The following is a 23,497-nucleotide window of genomic DNA, read 5'->3' as shown; positions in this document are numbered from 1 at the left end:
GCACGACGACTGCGATGCAAGAACTGAGCCTCAGAAGTCGAGCAGAATTCACTGAATAACGACGTCGAGTCGTAAGATTGAAGGTCTAAGACTCGAAGGATGACTAGCGCAGAGATTCTGTCTCCCGTGTGAAGGTCCTGTCGCTTGTCGCGCCAATCGACCGGAGGCGGCGCACGGCGCCCTCATTGCGCTGCCTCGCCGCGTATTGATACCAGTTCACCGCAGCGTCGCAATCCCGCGTGGTGCCCCGGCCCGACATCAACGCGTCGCCCAGCGCAACCTGCGCTTCGGCCATGCCACGCTCGGCGGCCCTCTGAAACCATTCCGTCGCCTTCGTCACGTCAGCCTCGCGCCCCTGTCCCCTCCCGAGCATCACGGCAAGGTTGTACTGCGCAACCGTATGTCCCTGCTCTGCAGCGGCCTCGTACCAGTTCACACCCTCTGCAAGATCCAGGCCCACCCCGTAGCCCGTGCAGTACATGACGGCGAGCCGGAATTGTGCGGCTGCATGCCCCGCGCGCGCCGCCTTGGCCATCCATGATGCTGCTGCCTGCGCATTCTCGGCGCCGCTCTTCGGATCCAGATGGAGGAGTCCCAGCATATACTGCGCCTCGACATGGCCGGCATCCGCTGCGCGCGTGAGCCATGGGGTGGCGCCTAGCATATCGACGGTCCCGCCGAACCTACCCATTTTCAGCGCGCCTAGTTGAAACGCCGCCGGGGGATGACCGGCCTCGGCGGCCTCTCCCAATAAGGAGTGCGCGCGTGCAACGTCATCATCGGACGCATTCTGATGAAGCAGGAAGAGCGCATAGGCGGTCTTGGCGTCAGGATCTCCGCTGCCGGCGGCTTTGCTCAGCCATTCGGACGCCATTTCCTGATCTTTCGGAACGCCCGCCCCCATCGAGTAGAGCTTTCCGAGCTGCACCTGCGCCGCGCAGAAGCCGCCATCGGCAGCGCGCTCGAACCATTTGATCGCGGCCTCCACATTGCGCTGAACGCCGGAGCCATTGAGATAGAAGATTGCAAGGTTGAAAGCGGCAGTGAAGTGACCGTTCTCGGCCGCGCGCTCGAACCACTTTGCGGCCCGACGAATGTTGGGCGAGACACCGACACCAGTCGCATAGAACCGGCCGACTAGGAATTGCGCCCGCACATCGCCCCGCTCAGCGGCCTTCTCGCACCAAGCCGCCGCCTCCCGCGAATCGGGCTCAGCATCGGCTCCGTTCGAATAGAATCCCGCGAGTGCCTGAATTGCCGGAAGGTAATCCTTCCGCGCCGCCTCGCGCAGCGCGGTCTCGGCGCGATCGATGTCTTTGGCGACGCCCTTGCCGCTAAGCCGTAGCAAGCCGATGTTGTAGAGTGCGATCGGATCATCATGCATGGCCGCTCTCTGGAACAGGCGAGCAGCCTCAGTCGGGTTCTCGGGCAAGCCCATACCCTTCAACGTCATGAATGCGAGCCCAATCTGTGCCCTCACATGATCCTGCGCGGCGGCCTTGCCATACCAGATCGCAGCCTGCGCGCAATCGACGAGTACGCCGCGCCCCTGATAATAGACATCGCCGAGCGCGAACTCGGCTGGTGCAAATTTCTGATCGGCTGCCGCCCGATACCATCGAAGTGCAGCAGCGAAGTCCTTCATGCACCCCCGCCCTTCGCTGTAGAGATTGCCCAGGATGGTCTGAGCATCCGCTTTGCCGGCTTCGGCCGCGGCCGATATCCAGCGAAACGCGGCGCAAATGTCCTTAGCGACACTGGTCCCGTGCGGGAATATCAGGTGATGCACATTCGACGCGGTATCGCCCAATCGCGCGGCGGAGGATTGACGCCAGGTCTCCGGCCTATTCGGTCCGAGGCTGGCGTTAACTCCGTACAGATATATCAGGCCGAGTTGATATTGCGCCTCGGCGTGACCTCGCTGCGCCGCACGTTCGTACCACACCGCGGCGTCGGGAATGCTGCCCGCTACTCCCTGGTTCTTGGCGTAGAGCATGCCGATCCGATAGTCCGCTTCCGCGTCGCCGTTTTGCGAAGCTCGCTTCCAGAGCTTTAGTGCCTCCAGATAGTGGCCGCGCTCGAACGCTGCCTCAGCCGGACCACGCCGCATTTCGTCAGAGCTGCGAGAGGCGCGCCAAAGCCATTGGAGGAGCGATCGAGTCAATGCCGTCATGGCTCACGCATGGCCTCCCGGATGCCCTTCAGCATTCCGCCAAGCAGATACATTCCGACCGACCGCGTGCCGACATGGACGTCTCCCGCAAGCGTCATGCCAGGAATGAGGCGGAAGTTTTTCGGGACATCCTTGAAGTTCGTCGAGTCCACGGAGCACCGCGCCTTGTAGTAGGCTTCGATAGGCCTTCCATCATCGTCGGCGGTGAAGGCGCCCTCGCTGATCCAGCGCACTTTGCCCTCGGCTGTACCATGCTCGGCGGCATTGAACGCATCGATCCGCATCGTGCAGGGGTCTCCGGGCCGGATAAAACCGACATCGCGCGAGGCGATGCGAATTTCAGCCTCGAGCCTAGTGTCGGTCGGCATCAGGGTAATGAAGGGATCGCCGGGCTTCAGCACCGACCCGACCGAGAGCCTTGCGATCGTCAACACGACCGAGTCTTCGGCGGCGGTCAATCGGACCAGATCCTGGTGCCTGAGCGCCTTCTCATAAGAGGCTCTCGCCTCATCGAGCTTGTTGCGGGTCGTCACGAGATCCTGACTCAGTTGCGCAAACCATTGCTGTTTGAAGGCGTCACGGTCCGCGATTGACGCGGCGAGCGTATTCTGGGCTTCGATTAGGCTGCTATGGGTGTTCTCCAGGGTCCGCAGCAATTCAAGCCTTGTGTCCTGGGAAATAAACATATTGAGCTGCGAGCCCGTGCCGTGGTCGGCCAGCGTCGTGCGCATGGTCTCGATCTTCTGCAAGATCTCGTCACGCTGCCGATATCGCGCATCATCCCCGCGAAGTTTCTCCATGGTCGCCTGGGTCTGCTTCATCTTCGAATCGAAACTATTGATCTGAGCGGTATATTGCGCCATCCGCTGATCATAGAGCGCCTTCTGCAAGGCTGCGTATTTCTGGTAGTCCGGGCCTGGTTTGCTCGCAAAGACCAGCGGATGCTGGTTCAGCTCGGCTTCATCGCGCGCCACCTGAGTCTCGAGGCTAGCGATCTGCGACTTCGCCTGGGTCAGGTCCGCCGACGTAAAGGTCGCGTCCAGGGTTGCAATAAGCCGTCCCGGTTGGACCTGCTCGCCTTCCCGCACGTCAATCGTCTTAATAATCGATGGATCCAGCGCCTGAAGGACGCTGATCTGTCCCACCGGCACGATCCGCCCCCCAACGCTGGTGATGACGCGATCTATCCGCGTCAGAGCCAGAATGGCAACGATCGTGACCAGGAAGGCCGAGAGCACAAACAGTGTTGCTCGTGCGACCAGAGGCTCAGCCTCCTCTCGGATCGCATCCGTTTCCGATTGAAATTGGCGAACGGTCGCAAGCGCGCCATTAGGAGACAAGCGTCGGCCTCCCGAATCTTGCTCGATCGTTGCCGGCTGCCGGCATCAAATGCGCGTTCTGCTGATACCACAGCGAACTGTAGATATCGTTGCGCGCCAAGAGCTCCTCATGCCGCCCGATATCGTCGACCACACCACGATTAAGCACGAGAATTGCGTCGGCCTTTGTCAGGGACGACAGGCGATGCGACATGATAATCAGAGTCCGGCCATGCGCGATGCGCGTTATGTTGGCGTTCACGATCGCCTCGCTGTCGGCGTCGAGCGCGCTTGTCGCCTCATCGAGAATCAGGATGGGTGGGTTGACGATCAATGCACGCGCGATCGCGAGCCGCTGCCGCTGCCCTCCCGAGAGGTTCGGCGAACCTTCATAGATATGCGTCTCGTAGCCACGCGGCAGCTTGTCGATGAATTCCTGCGCACCCGCGAGCCTAGCCGCCCTGACCACCTCATCGAACGACGCGTCCAGCTTGGCCGCAGCGATGTTTTCGCGGATGGTCCCACTGAACAGAAAATTCTCCTGGAGCACCACACCCACGTTACGACGGAGATGGTCGATGTCGTACTCGCGAACATCAACGCCATCGATCTTGATCAATCCCTCATAGTCGGAATGCAGCCGCTGCAGCAGACGCGTAATCGTGGTCTTGCCGGATCCGCTCTTGCCCATCACGCCCAAAGTAGTCCCCAGCGGGATTTCCAAGGAGATGTTGTTCAGCGTCGGCGATAGCGCTCCCTTGTATTTGAAGGTGACGCCGGAAAACTCCACTTTGCCCTCGAGCGGCGACCGCACGCCATGGCCGCAACGGTTCTCTTCCGCTGGAAGGTTAACGAGATTACCGACGATTGCAACTGCACTTCGCGCCTCGTCGTATTGATTGATGAGCTGTGCCATCTGCATCAGCGGACCCGAGACGCGCTGCGACAGCAGCAGGAATGAAAACAGCGCCCCGATATAGACCGGGTCGTTGCTCTCGAGCGCGAGATAGACGCCGAGCGCATAGGAGCCGCTGACGGCCAGCCGCTCCAGCGGACGCACCACCGACTGGATGGCGTTTCCAGTCATGCCTTCCACGAGCCGGGCCTTGGCGACGCGTGCGACCAAAACATCCCACATGTGGCGCTGCCGCGTATCTAGCGCGAGCGACTTGATCGTCCGGATGCCATTCAAGGTTTGAACCAAGAATGCACCCTGCGCGCCCTCCGCAGCCAGCACGGCAGTCGACGCCTTGCGATAATTCGGCAACATCAGGACGAGCCACGCGACGATCAATGTCGACAACGCGAGAACCACGAACGTCATGACCGGGCTGAAGAAGAACATGACGGGCAGGAAGAACACCAGCGTCGTAGAGTCGAGAATGGTGCCGAACAGTTGCCCCATCAAGAACGCGCGGATGCGAAAGACTTCGCGAATGTCGCGCGCGACGAGGCCGACGGCCGTCTGCTCGAAATAGTCGATGGGAAGATTGAGGACCTTTTCGAAGACGTAGGTCGACAATTTGACGTCCAGCCTGGTCGTCAAGCGATGGACAAGGAACTGTTTCAAGAACGAGAACGTCGCCTCGAAGGCTATGACCACCAGCATCGCGACGCAGAGCACATAGAACGTGTTGTACGCCTTGTAGAAGATCACCTTGTCCGACAATAAGCGCCAGAACATGATCGGCGCCAGGCCGAGGAGCCCGAGGATCAATGCGGCCATCGCGACGTCGCGGACCATGCGGCGTTCGCGAAATAACAGCGCGGCTACCAGGCCGAAACTGAACGGCTGCGCTTCGTCCGATATCTCGTAGTTGCGCTTGATCAGGACGATATCGCCGGACCAGATATCTGCAAATCGTGGTTGGTCGACAACGAGCAGCGCGTCTTCCGCGGCATTCGGATCTCTCAGCACGATGCGCGTATCGTGGACGCCTCCCTCCACACGCAGGAGTACCATGTGGCTCCCATTGCGAAGCCTAACGATGACCGGGAGCGCCTTCTTCAGATGAGAGAGCCCGCTCCAATTGAGCTTGACGCACTTCGCGCGCATGCCCGCTTTCTCCGCACAGCGGACAAGCTGATGCACTGTGACATTCTCGTCCGGCAGCAGGTTGTCTTGGATGAGCTGTGAGGACGTGAGGTGCAGCCCGTGCTGTCGTGCGATGATAATCAGGCACCCAAGTGCCGATGCGGGCGCCGCATCGGCCAAGTTCCGGTCATCGGCACCGTGGGCGGTCATGGGGGTCAAGTGATCTGCCAATTATGTTAGGACACTAACATTCAGCTACCATAATAACATTTAACGGCGGAAAAAGCCAACCGCACTTATCGTTCAAATTGTAAGGGATGGCTTGGCCACACTCACGGATACCTCACGCTTGGGCTTCCTGAAAATTGAAGCCGGATTCTAACAAAGACCTCTGGACGGCCTCACCGTCGGTCTCGGGCATAAGCGCGAGCGCGCAGATCTCGAAATTTCGGCTGATGATCGAAACGGTCGGAAACCCGGCCATCAGCAGGAGATTACCGAGCCGCTCGGCCGTAAATCCGGTGCGGTGGGCCATATGGACGCGCCCCTTCTCGATCGCGCGCGAATGGCCATAGAGCATGTCCAGCGGGCTGATCGGCCCCGCCGGCGAATGATAGGCTATTGCGTCGATGCCATGGTCGACTATGAATTGAGCGACCGACTGCAGATCCGGGCTCATGATCAAGGCAAAACCATCGAGCTTAAGGACCTGATGGAACTGCCGCAATGCAGGATAGACCTCGTGGGCATACAGGTGCTCGAGCACGTGCGATGTCCACACCGCGTTGAAGGACTGAGGCTTGAACGCGCCACTCAACTCAAGGATCGAGCCGATCACATCTGGTTCGACGTTCGGGTCAATGTCGAACCGGGTCTCTTCCCAACCGTGTTCGAGCATCATCGGGGCGATGCGCTGCGCCGTACCGGATCCTGAGCCCGCGTTGAGCAATCGCTTCATCGTGAGAGACTAATCCGCGCCCGCACCAGTCGCGGCGAGAGAGCCAGATGACAACATTAGCAAACCACAACACAGGCACCAGCGAAAGGACATCGTACATAAGATGCGAAAGCCGCTCAGCTCAAAGGCAAAGCCCCGCCATGAGCGGGGCTTTCTCAGCAGCGGAGCTTTCTCGGCGCAGCTTGCAGGCGCCGGTTCAGAGCTTCGGCAACTGCACGTCTCCATCGGTGAAGTGGAGATATTCGACGTCACTGACCACCACCGTCTGACTGTCCTCGAAGTGCAGCGTGTAGGATTTTGTCTTCTCGTCGACATCGACCTTGGTGACATCAAGGGAGGAGCGATCGGCGAAATCCACGGTGTCCGAGCCTGCGCCGCCTATAATCGTATCATTTCCAGTGTGGGTCTGAAGATAGAATGTATCGTTGCCGTCTCCTCCCCGCAGCGTCGAGTTCGCTCCTGACTCGCCGCCGTAGACCCAGAAGACGTCATTGCCGTCACCGCCCTCAAAGACATCGCCCTGGACGCCAATTAGCGTATCGTTACCATCACCACCGATAAGGGTGCTGTGGCCCGACGATAAATCTCGCAGAATGTCGTTGCCGCTGCCGCCCTCGAGCAGCTGAGCGCCGGTGCCCGCCTCAAGATAGTCGTTACCGCTGCCGCCGACCAAAGTGTCGTTGCCGCTACCACCATAGATACTGTCGTTACCCGCGCCGCCGCACAGTGAGCTGTTACCGTGTCCACCGCGGATAACGTCGTTGCCGCTACCTCCATAGACCGTATCGTTCCCATAATCATATAAGTTTACGCTATCGGAACCTTTCCCCATAGCGATGAACACATCATTATGCCCGCCAATCACATCGAGCCTCTTGCCGCCAGCGTCATTCAAAATAATCGCCTTCAGGTCTGACGTGGTCTCGACGGTCGTTGACTGCGAAACGTCAAGGATCTGAACACCCGGCGCAACGCTCCCTCCCGAGAACGGCCCAGATTGAAACACAGCCTTCGAGGCATCCCCGGGATAATCACTAAATACTCCGCTATGCTGGAGCGAGTCGATCAATGCCGACCTAACACTCGGCTCGATGTGGTTTCCGCTATGGTGGAGAAAATCATCGAGTTCAGTTTTCGTCAGGTACGAGACGGCCATGGGCCCCCCCTTCAAGTTTTACTGAGGAAGATGCGACGAGCCGTTGAACGTGCTGAATATACTCTAACTTGAGCCAAATTTAAGAGCTTGCATTCGCCCCGCAATCGGCAACGCATAACGAATGCGCTCTTATTTGTTAGGACGAATGTTATGTCCGCATTCCATCCCTGTCAAGGATGAAGTCGACCCATCTGCTCGACGACGGTTCGCGGCGAGCGGCAGCTGCATCTCGCTGCAGCACCTATCAACATCAAACCAACTACTAATTGGCGATTATCACCTAGGACCACCAATATATGGCAGCTTTATCGCCACTCCTTTATCGCCACTTGAGTGACATTTGTAAGTTATCTAACGTTGCATGTATGTTATTTGACATTGGCCTGCCCCCTGCTCAAGCTGGCGGCGAGTTACTCGGAATTGTTTTGTGGTCCGAATGAAGAAACATTCTCATCAAGAGATCAAACTGAAACTCGCTCAGGCAAATGAACTGGCCGGAGGAGGCAGTTCGCAGGTGGCCATTTGCAAGACGCTTGGCGTGAGCATCATGACGCTCCATCGTTGGCGCAAACTGCCGCTCAGCAAGGACGAGGGGCAATCTTCGGAGGGGCGTAACGCGGGCACGAGTTCGCCTCCCCCTAGCATAGATGAAATGCGTCGTGCATTGGAAGAATTCGCAGTCGAGAACCGGCGCCTGCGCAAACTTGTCACGGATCTTATGCTCGAAAAGATGAAACTCGAGGAGGCTTGGCCACCGAGCGTAGCGGCTGGCCGAGCACACAATCCCTGACCCAAGTTTGTTCATCTCACTGGTCAAAGATGCCCCATCGCTCCAAATCATGCAGATGCTGAGCTGAACGTGCGTATCAATTTCTTCTCCGACTGACCGTCGCGCCCACCGCGATGTCGGTGAGGCGCGACAGCCCGCGCCAAAAGACCGTATTGCCGGGGGGCGGATCGCTGGCGCTGGCGAGATGACTGCCGAGCTAGGCGATCTTGATGAGATTGTGCGAGAGCGTTTTCTGTCTCGCTTTTGGTTTGTCGTTGACGAGGCGATCGAGCACGCCCATTCCAGTCGCGGTCAACCGCGAGGGTTGGCGGCGCGTCTGGAGCGGAACGATTGAGCATCGTCATCCAGAAGGTGTAAGCGGCAAAGAGCCAAGCGGAACGACGCTTACGGCAGAAGTGGAGCGACGAAGACAAAGCGCGGATTGTTGCCGAGATCGTTGCGGGTGGTGACTCGGTCTGTGCCGTGGCTCGGCGCCATGGATTATCGCCGCAGCAGTTGTTTGGTTGGCGCCGCCAACTGAGAGAAGCCGCGGCCGAGCGTTCCCGATCGGAAGACTTGCAGTTCGTGCCGGCGGTGGTGGGCGCGGTCGCGCAGACGCCTGTTCTTGGCAACGAGCCCAAACCGCCGCGATGCAAGTCCAGGTCCGACGTCGGAATGATCGAGATTGAGGTCGACGGCGTCACGATCCGGGTCGGCCGTGGCGCGGATGCGACGATGATCGCGGCCATCGTTCACGCGCTGAAGGCTGGCCGGTGATTGGTCCATCCGGAACGGTTCGAGTGATGGTGGCGACCAAGCCGGTCGACTTCCGCAACTATGCGGCGGTCATGATTATGCGGAGTCGACACGAAGATGGGCGGTTTTGCTCGCTTCTGGACGATATCGGCTCCGCATAATAGAGAGCGTTTTTAGATTGGCGGCGCGTGGTTCGGCACCCAACACGAGCACTCGCGAGGGGCGCCGGCGATCGCCTCGCGCGCCAGCATCAGAAGTGCGTGGTTGATCGATTGCCACAATCCGCTGTCGCGCCATTGGTAGAAATAGTACTGCACCGTGGTCATTGGTGGAAACAGAGTGGGCGGCAGCATGCGCCACGGCAACCCGCCGCGCAGCAGATAGAGCACCGCCTCGACGATGTCGCGATAGCTCCATTTCGGGCGCCGCCCGCGCTTGGCCCGCACAGGAAGCAACCCCTCCAGATGCTTCGCAACACCAATGGAATCAGAACTCGCTGATATCACTCAACTTATTTTTCGGTCGGACACTAAGGTTGGGACGACTTGAAACGGCAGTGGGAGTTTTTGCAGATGCCAGATATCTGCGTCATTTTTGATCTGGATGGCACGCTCGTTGACAGCGAGACCCTTTGTAGTCAAGCCTTTCTCGACCTGCTGCCGGAATTGAGCGATCCTGGCGAGGTATTGGTCAAACGATACCGCGGCAAAAAGCTCTCGGCTATTCTCGCCGACATCGAACATCGTATCGGCAGACGCCTGCCCGATACGTTTGAAGACAACCACCGCGGGCGCGTCTCAGAGTTATTTGCGCGCGATTTAAAGCCTATGCCCGGCGTTGTAGCGATGCTTGATAACTTGAGCCATTCCAAGTGCGTTGCATCCAATGGACCTCCAGCGAAGATGCTACAGGCGCTCGAAATAAGCGGACTTGCATCCTACTTTGACCGCACCTTCAGCTCCTATGATATCGGCATCTGGAAACCCGAGCCTGGCCTCTTTCTCCATGCCGCACAAGAAAGGGGCTTTACGCCAAGCCAATGTGCGGTGGTAGAGGACAGCGATGTTGGTATCCAAGCCGCAATCGCGGCTGGAATGGTGGCGTTCCACTACCTACCACACGATCCGTCATCCGCCCACCAAGACGCGACGGCGCTTCACGACATGTCTCAGCTGAATGAGCAAATCGCGCGGACATGGACCTGAGAGTTTATCAGGCGCTTGTCCCAAGGTGGGGTCAAAACGAGTCAAAACGTCGCTTACACGCAACACACCAGCATGCATCTTTGAGCGAGCGGACCCGCCTGAGGCGAGGCCGCCCTACATCACCGCGGGTGGATGGTGGCTGGAAAGGAATTCGGTGATGTCGTCATAGCCCAGCAAGTTGCGTGCCAGCATCGCAAGTGTAGCGCTTGCCGGCAGATCTCGTTGCGTTAGAATCCTACAAGGTTTGGCAGGCGGCTAACTCAACAGGCTTAGGTATGCTAACAGCCTTGGTGTGCAATGCGGGCATATTCCACACGAAGGAGGCCTCAGATGGTCTACAAGACACTTGTCAATCCAAGTGTGCTGACGCTTACGGCGTTGCTCATCAAACGTGTTGGTTCGGAGCCGAACCAGTAGCGGACCGATGTCGCCGCGGCGCGGGCGGCGGGCAGACGGATGAGTACGTCATACACAGAACCTTTCCTCAACGGGCTCGTGATTATCTCGTCTTCCGATGGTGCGTTTTCGAACGCCCCGCAGACCGTAACAACTCGCGGCAGCAGCTGGGACCATCTGTTGAACACACACGACACGCTGACTGTCAGCGGAGCGGGCAGGCTGAACGTGATGGGCTCGAACACATAAATGTAGCCAAATGTAGCCTACGGTCTGCTGATCCCAGCGGCGGGACCTGGGCAGATCCTGGACGACAAGGCGGATCCTATCGACGCCGCCGACTGTTCGACGGGGTGCAGCAGATGGACGGAAAGCACCGGCCAGTGGTGACCGCGCGCGTTGGCATGTATGGCCTTCCGACCGCGACGCTCCATGGCTCCTTCATTTGGGTAGTACAGCAGGGACCAACGGTGCTCTGGGACAGAGTATCCCTCGGAGACGTTCAAGAGTCCATGAAACGACCGCAGGTCATCATGGGAGACGGTATATGCATATGAACACCAGTCTTGCTGTACACGAACCGACCAAGGCGCTCCGGCTGGTCACACAGGCGTATATGCGCCTTCTCCTCATCGCTTTCGCCCTGATGCCCGCCCAGTTCACCGCCTATCTGTATTTCCATCAGGATCCTACGCTAACCTTCGAAAATCACCTGTTCCACGAATTCGCGATTGCCGTCGCCACCCTCGAAGGACTGTTCGTCACCTATGTGACGTGGCGTTGCTACCAGTCTTCAGGCGAACCTCTGTTGCGTTGGTTGACGCTGGGTTTTCTCGGTTTCGTGCTGATCTATTCGCCGCACGGCGCCTTCACCGGGATGGCACACCGCAATATTTGGCTGTTTCTGCTCTATGGGCCAGCGTCGCGTCTTGTGATGTCGATTCTGCTCTTCGTTGGGCTACTCAGCTACAACCAGCCGTCAGACGAGGTTGAGAAGCGTTCCGATGCGCGCGCATGGCTGATATGGATCGGCCTGTTCTTAACGATGGACATAGCCGTCGCGCTGATCGCCTACTCCCCCTATGCGGGACATCCCTCGGTACGCTTGTCCATGGAGGGCGGCGCACTGGTATTCAGCGCGCTGAACGTCGCGGCTATGCTGACGAGGCGGATTCACTCCCCGCTCATGCTTATTTTCGGCATTTCGGTCGCGTGGTTTGCGTTATCGTCGCTCGCATTCATTCTTGCGGCGCCTTGGAATCATATGTGGTGGCTCGCCCACGCGATTTTTGCTGGCGGGTTCTTCCTGCTAAGCTATGGCGTTGTCCAGGCTTTCCGAACGACGCAATCATTCTCGACCATCTATAGCCAGGACGAAATGACGGCCCGCTTGGCCGAATCGATGGCCGAGACCCAAAGAGCGCTACAGCAATTGCAACTGAGCAATCAAAGGTTGGAACGCCTTGCCGCCACTGACCCACTGACCGGTGCCGGAAATCGGCGCCATTTCATCGAGCATATCGGCGACGAGATCGCGCGGACCAAACGAAGCGGTGCTCCATTATCTCTGCTGTCGATCGACCTCGATCATTTTAAGCATATCAACGACTCACGTGGCCACAGTGTCGGCGATGAGGTTCTCCGCGCATTCGTGCGAAAGTGTCTGGAGGCGATCCGCCCTTACGACTCTGTCGCGCGCGTTGGCGGTGAAGAATTTATGGTGTTGCTGCCGGGAGCGACGCTTGACGCGGCTTGCACGGTAGCCGAGCGCCTTCGATCGGCCATTGAAGGGGCTGCGTTCGACGTCGGAGCTCAACCGTCGGTCGGCCTCACCATCAGTGTTGGGGTTTCGGAGTTCGGGCGCGATGGAGACACGCTTGACGGGTTCCTGAACGTCGCCGATCAGCGGCTGTATCGCGCAAAATTTGAAGGTCGCAATCGTGTGATTGTCGCGTAGGCTGTTTGCCGGGAATTGCCATGTCGTTAGTCGGTACGGCGTTGTTCAACAGCTTTCGTTCCGTCACGCGTTCAGGTGACTTCTGCCGTTGGCGGGAAGCGCGAGATCTGCATGCCGGCGATCGATGTCGACGGCGTGGGCAGGGTCGCCTTTCCGATTCTGCCAATCCAGGGCGAGCAACTTGTCGCGATCGCAAGCCGCCTTCTTTTGGGCGAGAGAAGCGGCTGTTGTCGATCGCGAGGTCCGGAGAACCTGGCAAGTCGCGCCGTCAAGTTCTGGATGGGAGGGCCACTGGGACAACACTCTAACCCGACCGATCGCGGATGTCGCACGCGAACTTGGTGTGAGCGAGCCGGTGGCGTCCGACTTCTATAAGACTCTCATCGACGATACCGGAAGGTTCTTCGTCGACCATCGCGATACCGAGAAGGTTCGCGGGTCGCGACCATGGTGCTCCTGCTGCCTTCGGACCACCGTGACGGCGAATATCGTAGATCCCGTCTTGCTTTTCGCGGTCGAGCGAGCCGCCCTATCCATCAACGTCGCGAGTAGGACAATGGCTCGCGGTCGCAAGGTTCGAGCTGGAGCTGGTCGAGCAGGCGCGCCGTATTCTTCGCTGCTCAAGACCTAGGAACATGCAGTTGCTGGAGGTCGCCTATGCCGCGCTGCGCCAGGTAAGCCATTATGCAGCTGCCCTTCATTCGCTCTTGCCACTCGCGCGGCCCAGAGCCCTCAAAGGCTTGAAGTGGCATCTTGAGTGTGCGAATCGTGGCTTCGGCCGCGTTGTGCACCTTGCAGGGTCGCTCGAAAACACTTGCCGGGAACGACTATCGCGATCCGACGGCCGTTTATCGCCGCGGCTCGCGAAGCCGTTGCTCGAGCTTCGAACTCGACACATTCTCGGGTGGTACGTTATCGTATATACGACCTCTGAGGATGCGCTCTGGAACAACCAGCGTCAGCGAAGGTTCGACTGTAATGAGTTTCTCAACTCCACGATCACGGATATTGCGCGCTGATTGGTTCGATTGGCGTAGTTCTGCCGCGAGGGATTTCATTGCTCTTTTTGGGGGCGTCGTTCTTGCCTCGATCTCGGCGCATGTCTATGAGCTTGGCTCTCTTTTGTTTCAGCTCGGACGCGGCTATGCGGATTCGGCGTTCGACGACATCGTATTCGTCGCGTTCTTCCTGAGCGTTGCGCTGACAATTTTTAGTGTCCGCCGCTATCGAGATCTCGTGCGCGAAACCAAAGCACGAGCCATTGCGGAAGGAGAAGCGCGCGATCTGGCGCGACACGATCCATTGACGGGCCTGCCTAACCGTCGCTTATTTGATGAAAAACTTGATGCGTGCCTTGGCATCGCCGGCAACACGCACCACCAAGTCGCCGTTCTGATGGTTGGCCTTGATGGCTTCAAGAGGATCAAGGACACGCATGGCCACGCAGCTGGGGACAAGGCGCTATGCGAATTTGCCAACAGGCTCACCGACATCTTGCGCAAGGATGGCGTCCTGGCGAGGATTGGAGGCGACGAATTTGGGATTGTCCTGCCAGACATTAGCTCCCCTGAGGATCCCACCAATCTGGCGCGCCGTATTGTGGCGTCCGCCGCCGACACCTTTGCGATGGCCGAGCTTGGTGTTGGAATTGGTGTCGCCATCGCTCCGATCGACGGCCTCAATCTCCATGAATTGGTCAGGCGCGCAGAGCGTGCACTTTATCGCGCACAAGGCGATGGCAGGTCGTGTGTTCGCTTTTTCGAACCAGAGATGGACATGCATGTCGAGCGGCGCATCCAGATCGAGCGAGAACTTCGCAGTGCTATCACGGCCGATATTATCGAGCTGCACTACCAGCCGCTGGTTTCGCTCAAGGGTAATTGCATTAACGGGTTCGAGGCGCTGGCGCGTTGGGAAAACAGGACATTTGGGCATATTCCGCCCGACGTGTTTATTCCGATTGCAGAAGAAACGGGCCTAATCAACGCTCTTGGAGATCAACTTTTTCGTCGCGCTTGTTTCGATGCCAATGCGTGGCCGGAGACGCTTACGCTCGCCTTCAATATTTCGCCCATTCAGTTGCGTGATCCCGCGCTTGGACAGCGCATTTTATCGATCCTTGGGCAAACCGGATTCAGTCCGCGTCGCCTGGAGATTGAAATTACCGAGAGCGCGTTTGTGGAAAAGATCGGGGTTGCGAAGACCGTGATTGATGTACTCCGCCAAGCGGGCGTCCGCATCGCGCTCGATGACTTCGGAACGGGTTATGCTACGCTTAGCAAGCTGCTTTCGTTTCGTCTCGACAAGATCAAGATAGACCGCAGCTTCGTGTCGCATCTCGACGACAGTACCGACAGCCGGGTGATCGTTCGTGCTATCCTTCGCCTCGCAAAGGAATTTGGCTTGACGACCACGGCCGAGGGCATCGAAGACGCAGGCCAGCTCGCCTATCTGGTGGCCAATGGTTGTACAGAAGGACAAGGCTACTTGTTCAGTGCTGCCGTCCCGGCCGCCGGTATCCACGCGCTGCTTAATCGCGAGTCTGGCCGCACGGTGGTTGCTGAAGATGGGACAAGAAGCCTGCATGGGTGAGTCGACGTGCTCGGTTGTTCGGGGAGCATCGGCATATGACGGCTCCTTGAGCATGCCCCGGAAAGGTGGATATCGGCCTTCCGAGAAAGTCATGTTTCAAACAAGAAGATAGCGCGTGATGACTGATTCGAAAATCAGTCATCACGCGCCAAACCGGCCGATAGGGATTGAGCTGTCGCCGGATGAACTCCGGGCCATCGTGCATATTTCACTGATGATGAGCAGCGATTTCGCGCGATCATGAGCGCTGAATTCAGACGATCGTGAGCAATTCGCTCCGGCCGAGGCGGTGATAGGGTCAGCGTTTCGGCTGCTCGTCAAGGGTGATGGTTTTGGCGTTGCGTTTTCGCATGCTTTCGCCGGCAAGCTCGAGGCGGTGAGCGTTGTGGACGAGGCGATCCAGAATGGCGTCGGCGAGCGTGGGATCACCGAACACTACAGAGTGCCCCTATTCTTGACCGGGTCGTATCTCACGTCACGATCACCGACCCGCATCATTTTCTGTTCGGGCACCGGCTTGAAGTGCTGAAGGAGCGGTCGGGACGTGGTCCCGCCTACGTTGTTGTCGCGCTGCCGGACGGACGACGGCGGGGAGTTCGGATCGCGTCGACGGACCTTGCCGAGACGTCGATCACTTCCTGCCCGAACGCGGCCGATCTGCCGCGCATCAGTGTGCGTACGCTGATCCCATTGATGCAACATTTGAGCGCGAGTCTGGGCCTTCTCAACGAGAAGGTGATTCGCGATGACCCACCGACCGCTTCCAGGTCACGTTGCGTATCGACCCCTGCCGACGTTGGCAAATCCCTCCGGCCATCCGACAGCCGACATTCCGCGCCTTTGGCCGAATCTGTCGACCGCGACGCAAACGCAGATTGCTCAAACAATCGCCGCGCTGATGCGGCGAATGCAAGCGATCCCCGGCACGCCCGGAAGGGGACTGGGTCGTGCTGATCAGATCGAACATCGCTGACGAGCGGCTCACGACCGCACACCGAGCCAAGTTGGCCTACGTCTACGTGCGGCAGTCATCCGTGAACCAGGTGCGCCAACATCAGGAGAGCACCGAGCTGCAGTACCGCCTTGTCGATCGTGCCATCGGTCTGGGCTGGCCGCCTGAGCGCGTCCAGGTGATTGACGAGGATCTGGGCAAATCCGGCGCTGGCGGCGTGGATCGCCATGGTTTCCAGAAGCTCATCGCCGAGATCGGCCTTGGCAACGCAGGTCTTGTGGTGAGTCTCGACGCTTCTCGCTTGGCCCGCAACAACCGGGACTGGCATCAGCTTCTCGAACTGTGCTCGGTATTCGGTGTGCTCATTGCGGATGGCGAGCGGCTTTACGATCCACGCGCCTACCACGACCGCTTGCTGTTGGGCTTGTCCGGCATCATGAGCGAGGCGGAGTTGCATCAACTTCGGATGCGCCTTCACCAAGGGGAGCGCCAGAAGGCGGCGCGGGGCGAACTGCGGCTACCTCTGCCAGCCGGGCTCGCCTACGATCGAGCAGGCATGATTATTCTCAATCCCGATGAGGAGGTGCAGGCTCGTCTGCATCTCGTGTTCGCCAAGTTCCGGGAACTGCAAAGCGCTCGCCGTGTGATGCGTTACTTGGACAGGAACGGATTGTTCTTGCCGGCTCGACCGCTGCTTGGACCGTCTCCACACGAGATCGTCTGGCGTGCGCCAGATAGTACACGCGTCCTTAATATCCTTCAGAATCCGGCCTATGCTGGCGCTTATGTTTATGGCCGCCGGCAAAAGGATCCGAGCCGATGCCGGCCGGGATCGCTGACGGGAACGGTCAAGGTGGCGATCGCGGATTGGGCGGTATGCCTCCACGCCGCTCACCCAGGCTATATCGGCTGGGAGGAGTTCATGGCCAACCAGGGGCGACTGGCGGATAACATCTGCCGCTTTGAGGCAGGACACTCGGGTGTACCGCGCAAGGGGGCAGCCCTGTTGCAGGGAATTGGGATTTGCGGTCGTTGTGGACGGCGCATGAGCATGCGCTACACGGGCCCGAATGCCGACTATCCGGTCTATTGCTGCCGCTCGGATCGGGACCAGCAAGGCAGTGCGATGTGCCAGGAAGTCCGGGCCTTGGCGGTTGACGCGCTGGTCGAGCGGATGGTCCTCGATGCTCTGGTGCCGGATCAGATTGAGATCGCAATCGCAGCCGCGGGCCAACTGGAGCAGGAGAGCCGTCAGCTCGAGCGCCAGTGGGCGCTTCGCGTGGAGCGCGCCCGCTACGACGCCGAGCGCGCTCGGCGTCAGTATGACGCCGTAGAGCCCGAGAACCGTCTTGTGGCGCGCTCACTCGAGCGGGCTTGGGAGGAGAGGCTGCGCGTCGTCGAGGCGGTCGAGCAGGAGCATGCGCGTTGGCGCGCGCAAGAGCCGCTTCTGATTGGCCCAGTGGAACGCGCAGGGCTACAAGCGCTCGCCGAGAACCTGCCGCGGATTTGGAACGCGGCGACCACGTCGGCAGCTGATCGCAAGCGCATTCTTCGATTTGTCATCCGCCAAGTCGTTCTTGATCAGAAGCGAGCCCAAGGTCAGGTGTGGCTCAAGATCGTCTGGCAGACCGGCGCAATCAGCGAGCATCACGTGCAACGCCGCGTTCACACCTACCGCGATTACATCGACATTGCTCGATTGCGTCAACGGATCGTCGAGTTGAACGCTGAACACAAAATGGATGGCGAGATCGCGGCAATACTCAATCAGGAAGGCTTCGTCGCGGCTCGAGGCTGCGACTTCAAAGGCGAGAATGTCTGGCTATTACGTACCCGCTGGGGCATTCCCACCGTTAAAATCAACGGCGTGGACAAGAATCCGATGCGCTGGCCCGACGGCAGCTTCTCGATTCAGGGCGCAGCGGCTGAGCTTGGGGTGACCCCGCAGACGGTGTTCGATTATCTCGCGCGGGGATTGCTGGCAGGTCGGCAGCTAACCAAAGGCCAGCCATGGCAGATCGAGCTCTCAGACGACCAAATCAGTCAGCTTCGTAATCGGGTACGACGCACCAAGCGTTCGAAGAAGGAGGCATCATGAAGTCATTGGCTCTCCGATAACTTCGTGCCATGTGTCCACGGGGAGTTGGCTGGTTATGATGGTGGAGGCACGGCCATGGCGGTCCTCGAGGATTTCCAGTAGATCTCGCCGCTCGGCGGCGGTGAGCACCGACAGTCCCCAATCGTCCAAAATCAGAACCTGGGCGCGGCTAAGGGTTTTGAGCAAGCGGGCGTAACGTCCATCGCCGCGCGCGAGCGCCAACGCTTCGAACAATCTTGGGACGCGATGGTAGAGAACCGAACGATTGTCGCGGCAGGCCTTGTGGCCGAGAGCACAGGCTAACCAACTTTTGCCCAATCCGGTCAGGCCCACGACATACTGCCCACGAACAGCCGTTTGAAGTTGTTATTCGCTATCCGCATCATCCTCACGCTGGAGAATGTGTTGTCGCCTACAGGCGGCTCATTCACGGGGGGCGCCTTCACTTTGCGATCGAACAGCCGGATGGCTGCCGTGTTTTGCTTCCGGCGTGGATGACTGAGAGCAGCGCAGCGGCCCTGCGAACGGTCGAAGTCCCACGGCTTTCGTTAGACTCGCTGCGTGAGCTTCGTGGTCTCGTTGATGCACAACTTGTATCGTTATCGTCTTCTCCGGACACGATTCGAACGGGTGGAGACGATCATGGAGCAGAACTCACAGCAGCAACAACTCGATCTATTGGAGCTCGCAACAAACGCAATACAGCGGCAACAGCTCGGCCCGATAGTTCGCGCCGAGATCGTGAGTCTACTCAAGCTGTTGCTCGACGAGTGCGGCGCAGGCCGCGCAAAGGTAAGCGAGGTGAACGATGAATAAGATCGCGCCTCATCACCTGTCGCGGAGCGCCTATGTCTATGTACGACAATCAACGTCCGATCAGCTTGCCAACAATCCGGAGAGTCGCCGGCGACAGTACGCGCTCGCAACGCGTGCGCGAGCTCTTGGCTGGGACAATGTGATCGTCATCGATGAAGACCTGGGGCGCTCTGGCGGTGGCACCGCGCGCCCGGGCTTTGAGCGCCTGTTAGCCGCAATCTGCACCGGCGCAGCCGGCGCCGTGCTCGCCATCGAGGCTTCACGGCTAGCCCGTAATGGACGCGATTGGCACACGCTCTTGGAGTTCTGCTCGTTGGTGAACAGCCTGATTATCGACGAAGACGGCGTGTACGATCCAAAGCTTATCAACGATCGTTTGCTGCTGGGGATGAAGGGGACATTCAGCGAACTCGAACTTTCGATCCTGCGCCAGCGTTCGCAAGAGGCCTTACGCCTCAAGGCCGCACGCGGCGACCTTCACACGAGCGTAGCGGTCGGATATGTGCGCAGCGCTGATGACCGGTTGGAGATTGACCCCGATAAACGTGTACGCGAAGCCCTTCATCTGGCATTCCGCAAGTTCTCCGAATTCGGCAGCGTCCGTCAGGTGGCCATTTGGCTGTGCGACGAGGGTTTGAAGATGCCGATTATCGTGCATGGGCCGCGTGGCCGTATGGTAGAATGGCAGTTGCCTCGTTACAATACGGTCCACCGACTATTGACCAATCCGATTTACGCTGGCGCTTATGTGTTTGGCCGGACCGGATCACAGGTTCGCGTGGAAGCTGGGCGCAAACTGATCACGCGCAGCGTGCGCCGGCCGCGGGAAGAATGGGAGGTTTTGATTCGTGATCATCACGAAGGTTATATCTTCTGGGACGACTATGAGAAGAACCAGCGGACCATCAACGGGAACGCCAACATGAAGGGAGAGATGGTGCCGGGGTCCGTGCGCAACGGTGGTGGATTGTTGGTCGGCCTGCTGCGATGCGGACATTGCGGACGTAAGCTCAAGGTACAACACAACGGATTGCGAGGCGTTGCGCGATACCTCTGCAACGATGCCGTCGTGAATCATGGGCGTCGGACGAAATGTATTGCGTTCGGCAACATGCGCATCGATACCGCAGTATCAACCGAGGTGTTGGCACTAATCGCCCCACTTGGCCTAGAAGCAGCGCTGCAAGCGATTGCCGACCGCGAGCACGATGGCGCGCAGCGGCTCCGACAGATTGAGCTTGCGCTTGAACAGGCGCGCTATGAGGCGGCTCGAGCTCATCGACAATATGATGCCGTTGATCCAGACAATAGACTTGTTGCAGGAGATCTCGAACGACGCTGGAATGAACGGCTAGCCGAGGTGGCACGCCTTGAGGAGGAGATACGCCTCGTTCGAGAGACTCTTCCACCCGCTGTAACCGAAACTGTTCGTGCGGAGATTTTGGCGCTAGGGACGGATGTTGCGCGACTTTGGAAGCATCCCGACGCCTCGGTCGCGACACGCAAGCGGATATTGAGAACGGTGCTTGAAGAGATCATCGTTACAGTCGAGCCAGGCGTGCTGCATCTCAAGTTGCACTGGAAGGGCGGCGACCACACTATGCTGGAAGTCGCGAAAAACCGCGCCGGGCAGCATCGTTGGAAGACCAGTGCCACGATCGAACAGTTAATCCGTGATCTAGCGCGTTTGCTACCGGACGGGAGCATCGCCTCCATCCTCAATCGACTTGGCATGCGAACGGCGAAGGGCCACACGTGGACGCAGCAGCGTGTTTGCGTCTTCCGCAACGATCATAATGTCGCTGTGTATCGAGACGGCGAGCGCAGCGGGCGCGGAGAGCTGATCCTGCATGAGGCGGCCAGTCGTTTGGGCGTCAGCAAGATGACGGTGGTACGGTTGATCAAGGATGGCGTCTTGCCGGCTAAGCAAAGTTGCGTCGGCGCACCGTATGTGATCCGGGAGACTGATCTCGACCTGCACGAAGTTCGGCTTGCGGCAAAGAACGGTCGTGCAGTATCACAAGATATCCGGCAACAAAGCTTCGACTATCAATGACATAGGGAGATGTGCATCATGCAACCAGCTCGGTCGCCCCGGTTATGAGCAAATTCTCGTGGCGATCGATCCAGTCGCCGCTGACGAGCTTGGCGAAGACGGCCCGGTCGATACCCCGCGGTATGCGCAAATCGACGTCCTCTACGCAGGCATTCTGGCGGAGCGAGGCCAGCTTGAGGCGCGTGGTGAGCCGCCTGGTGTCGCGTTCCGCCGCTTCCCGGTCGACCAGCAGGCCGATGCGATCTTCGAACGGCAAGGCTTCGAGATCAGGCGATCGTCGCTGCTCCTCGAAGGCCTTCGCCATGCCTCTCAAGCCGAGTTCGATCAGGCGTTCGTGGGTGGGATGGTTGAGCATACGGGTCTCCTTGGCTTCAGTGGAAATAATCCCGGCCGCGGATGTTGCCGTGGCGCAGGGGTTGGTGTTCGGAGGGCTCGTCGAGAAAGGTGCGATCCAGGCCGTTCTGGAGGATGGAGCGGATCGAGGCGACGGATCGCGCCTTGATCAGAATGCCGCGCCGGCAGGCTGCGTCGACGCGCTCGGCGCCGTAGCTTTTGACGAGCGACAGAATGCCGAGGCAGGTGCGAAAGCCTTGCTCGGGATGTGGCCGGGCCGCGATCACCGCCTGGAAGAAGGCGGCGGTCGACGGGCCGATCCGATCGCCGGCGGCGATCACTCTGGCGGGCGTCCATTGGCCGTAGCGGCGATGGGCGCTGGGCATGTGCTCGGTGACGGTGGTGTGGCCCCGCCGGTTGGGCGCGCGGGCGTGGCTGGCGATCCTGCGGCCGCTGTGGAAGATCTCGACCGTCCTATCGTCGATGCGCGCATCGACAAGCTCACGGATGAGCCGATACGGCGTGGAATACCAGTGTCCGTCGATCTCGATATGATAGTCGGGGCCGACCCGGCATCGCTTCCAGCGCGCGAAAGCGTAGGCCAGGTCCGGCAGCTTTGTGAGCTTGGGCTTGTCGAGGTCGGCGAACAGTTCGGCACGGCTGGCACCAAAGTCGCGCATCTGCCGGGCATTGAGTTCGACGACGAGGATTTTGATTGCTGCGTTCAGCTCCGCCAACGAAAAGAAGCGTTGGTTGCGCAACCGCGCCAGAATCCATCGCTGCGCGACTTGCACCGCAACTTCGACCTTTGCCTTATCTTTTGGGCGTCGCGGCCGGGCTGCGAGAATGGCCGTGCCGTAATAGCTCGCCATCTCGGCATAGGTTCGGTTGAGGCCGGGGTCGTGGCGATCGGGATTGGTGACAGCGGCCTTCAGATTGTCGCAGACCACGAACGTCGGCGCGCCGCCGAGGAAAGTGAAAAGGTTGATGTGGACCCGGATCCAGTCAGCGAGCCCTTCGGTTGGGCAGGCCTCGGCGTATGTATAATTGGAGGCGCCCATAGCCGCGACGAACAGCTTCATCGGCTGCACTTCCCCGGTTAAGGGGGCGATGACGTCGATGGTGTCGCCGGCGAAATCCACGAAAACCTTCTCGCCGCCCAGATGGGTCTGCCGCATCGAAGGTCGGGCCCGCCCCTTCCAGGCCTCGTAGGTCGTGCAAAACCAAGTATAGCCGAAGCCATCGGGATGGGTGGCGCGATACTCGTCCCACAGCAGCCGGCGGGTCACGTTGCGCCGACGCAGCTCCTTGTCGACATAGCCCCAGTCGGGAACAGCCCGCTGGGGGCTCAGCGCCGCAGGCTTCGGCGCAGGGAAAAGCAGCAGCTCCACGTCCTCGTCGGTCATTCCCGTCGGCAACGGCCAGTTCAGCCCGGCAGCCCCGGCTCGGCGCAGATAGCTGTGTACGGCACCGTTGCTGATGCCCAGGGTGCGCGCGATGGCTCGCTCCGGCAAGCCTTGAACATGTTTTAAGCGGAGAACCTCTTTGATCCGGCGCATCGACAATCTCTGGGTGGGCATCGGCCTTCCTCGTTCACTGACGAGGCAGTTCCTAAGCCGGTTGAGTTGTCGGCCGAAGCGGGCTGAGCCATTGAAAAACTGCTCACGATCCCGCGAAATCCGTGCTCACGATCGTCTGAAATCTCTGCTCACGATGCTCTGAAATCCGTGCTCACGATCCCGCGAAACATGCACCATCGCGAAAGGGGGCAGAAACACAGGGTGGCTTCCATGAAGAGATTGGGCGCAAACACTCGCACGTCGTCTGGTCTCGCATTGATGCGGAGCCGATGAAGCGGGAGAGGCCGCGAACCCGCCCTGGGTCAGCAACTTTGGCATCAAGCGCCTCGTGGCGAACGAGGAGAGC

14 protein-coding genes and 5 pseudogenes are annotated in these 23,497 nt (G+C 59.2%); 9 read left to right on the top strand and 10 right to left on the bottom strand.

Annotation, left to right across the window (positions count from 1 at the left end; translation table 11 throughout):
- Nucleotides 1–103: 103 nt before the first annotated feature.
- From NLM33_RS41205 to NLM33_RS41185, 5 genes are all read right to left on the bottom strand, one after another.
- Complete coding sequence (locus NLM33_RS41205; protein WP_254104146.1) at nt 104–2,110, bottom strand: SEL1-like repeat protein; 2,007 nt, start codon at nt 2,108–2,110, stop codon at nt 104–106.
- Between the two features lie 59 nt (nt 2,111–2,169).
- Nucleotides 2,170–3,513, bottom strand: coding sequence for an HlyD family type I secretion periplasmic adaptor subunit (locus tag NLM33_RS41200; RefSeq protein ID WP_254104145.1), 1,344 nt, complete (start codon nt 3,511–3,513; stop codon nt 2,170–2,172).
- Nucleotides 3,503–5,737, bottom strand: a complete 2,235-nt coding sequence (locus tag NLM33_RS41195) for a peptidase domain-containing ABC transporter (protein ID WP_254106131.1) — start codon at nt 5,735–5,737, stop codon at nt 3,503–3,505. Before NLM33_RS41195 ends, NLM33_RS41200 begins: the two co-directional genes overlap by 11 nt.
- 133 nt (nt 5,738–5,870) lie before the next feature.
- Nucleotides 5,871–6,485 (bottom strand): methyltransferase domain-containing protein, encoded by a 615-nt coding sequence (locus NLM33_RS41190; RefSeq protein ID WP_254104144.1) that lies wholly within the window; start codon nt 6,483–6,485, stop codon nt 5,871–5,873.
- Between the two features lie 196 nt (nt 6,486–6,681).
- Nucleotides 6,682–7,641 carry a calcium-binding protein gene (locus tag NLM33_RS41185; protein WP_254104143.1) on the bottom strand — a complete coding sequence of 320 codons (960 nt, stop codon included), beginning with the start codon at nt 7,639–7,641 and terminating at the stop codon, nt 6,682–6,684.
- Between the two features lie 436 nt (nt 7,642–8,077).
- On the opposite strand from NLM33_RS41185, the gene NLM33_RS41180 reads away from it, so the two are divergent.
- From NLM33_RS41180 to NLM33_RS41170, 3 genes and pseudogenes are all read left to right on the top strand, one after another.
- On the top strand, nt 8,078–8,431 hold the full coding sequence (locus NLM33_RS41180; protein WP_254104142.1) for a transposase: 354 nt from the start codon (nt 8,078–8,080) through the stop codon (nt 8,429–8,431).
- 399 nt (nt 8,432–8,830) lie between these two features.
- Nucleotides 8,831–8,956 (top strand): annotated as a pseudogene (locus tag NLM33_RS49415) (transposase); the annotation flags it as partial.
- Nucleotides 8,957–8,986: 30 nt separating this feature from the next.
- On the top strand, nt 8,987–9,187 hold the full coding sequence (locus tag NLM33_RS41170; RefSeq protein WP_254104141.1) for a hypothetical protein: 201 nt from the start codon (nt 8,987–8,989) through the stop codon (nt 9,185–9,187).
- 212 nt (nt 9,188–9,399) lie between these two features.
- On the opposite strand, the pseudogene NLM33_RS41165 reads toward NLM33_RS41170, so the two are convergent.
- Nucleotides 9,400–9,630, bottom strand: a pseudogene (locus tag NLM33_RS41165) (transposase); the annotation flags it as partial.
- 108 nt (nt 9,631–9,738) lie between these two features.
- Here NLM33_RS41165 and NLM33_RS41160 point away from each other — a divergent pair.
- From NLM33_RS41160 to NLM33_RS41150, 3 genes are all read left to right on the top strand, one after another.
- The gene (locus tag NLM33_RS41160; RefSeq protein WP_254104139.1) at nt 9,739–10,371 is read left to right on the top strand and encodes an HAD-IA family hydrolase; all 633 of its coding nucleotides are present in this window, start codon (nt 9,739–9,741) and stop codon (nt 10,369–10,371) included.
- Between the two features lie 943 nt (nt 10,372–11,314).
- Complete coding sequence (locus NLM33_RS49515; protein WP_305880507.1) at nt 11,315–12,724, top strand: GGDEF domain-containing protein; 1,410 nt, start codon at nt 11,315–11,317, stop codon at nt 12,722–12,724.
- Between the two features lie 1,008 nt (nt 12,725–13,732).
- Nucleotides 13,733–15,316: a bifunctional diguanylate cyclase/phosphodiesterase gene (locus NLM33_RS41150; protein ID WP_254104137.1), complete on the top strand. Its 1,584-nt coding sequence runs from the start codon at nt 13,733–13,735 to the stop codon at nt 15,314–15,316.
- Nucleotides 15,317–15,614: 298 nt separating this feature from the next.
- Here NLM33_RS41150 and NLM33_RS41145 read toward each other — a convergent pair.
- Nucleotides 15,615–15,746 (bottom strand): annotated as a pseudogene (locus tag NLM33_RS41145) (ATP-binding protein); the annotation flags it as partial.
- Nucleotides 15,747–16,263: 517 nt separating this feature from the next.
- On the opposite strand from NLM33_RS41145, the gene NLM33_RS41140 reads away from it, so the two are divergent.
- Nucleotides 16,264–18,366 (top strand): recombinase family protein, encoded by a 2,103-nt coding sequence (locus NLM33_RS41140; protein ID WP_254104135.1) that lies wholly within the window; start codon nt 16,264–16,266, stop codon nt 18,364–18,366.
- A 6-nt stretch (nt 18,367–18,372) separates the two neighbouring features.
- Here NLM33_RS41140 and NLM33_RS41135 read toward each other — a convergent pair.
- A pseudogene (locus tag NLM33_RS41135) lies at nt 18,373–18,696 on the bottom strand (ATP-binding protein); the annotation flags it as partial.
- 312 nt (nt 18,697–19,008) lie between these two features.
- Here NLM33_RS41135 and NLM33_RS41130 point away from each other — a divergent pair.
- Nucleotides 19,009–19,182, top strand: coding sequence for a hypothetical protein (locus NLM33_RS41130; protein ID WP_254104133.1), 174 nt, complete (start codon nt 19,009–19,011; stop codon nt 19,180–19,182).
- Entirely contained in the window at nt 19,175–21,238 is a 2,064-nt protein-coding gene (locus tag NLM33_RS41125; protein WP_254104131.1) for a recombinase family protein, read from the top strand. Before NLM33_RS41130 ends, NLM33_RS41125 begins: the two co-directional genes overlap by 8 nt.
- Nucleotides 21,239–21,263: 25 nt before the next feature.
- Here the strand turns inward: NLM33_RS41125 and NLM33_RS41120 are convergent.
- Together NLM33_RS41120 and istA are read right to left on the bottom strand one after the other, a co-directional pair.
- Nucleotides 21,264–21,593, bottom strand: a pseudogene (locus NLM33_RS41120) (ATP-binding protein); the annotation flags it as partial.
- Nucleotides 21,594–21,609: 16 nt separating this feature from the next.
- The gene (gene istA, locus NLM33_RS41115) at nt 21,610–23,151 is read right to left on the bottom strand and encodes an IS21 family transposase (protein ID WP_254104129.1); all 1,542 of its coding nucleotides are present in this window, start codon (nt 23,149–23,151) and stop codon (nt 21,610–21,612) included.
- Between the last annotated feature and the right edge of the window lie 346 nt (nt 23,152–23,497).

This window comes from Bradyrhizobium sp. CCGUVB1N3 (genome assembly GCF_024199925.1).
Classification (GTDB): Bacteria; Pseudomonadota; Alphaproteobacteria; order Rhizobiales; family Xanthobacteraceae; genus Bradyrhizobium.
Note: the sequence above shows the minus strand (reverse complement) of the source record. Positions and strands in the feature narration are given on the sequence as shown.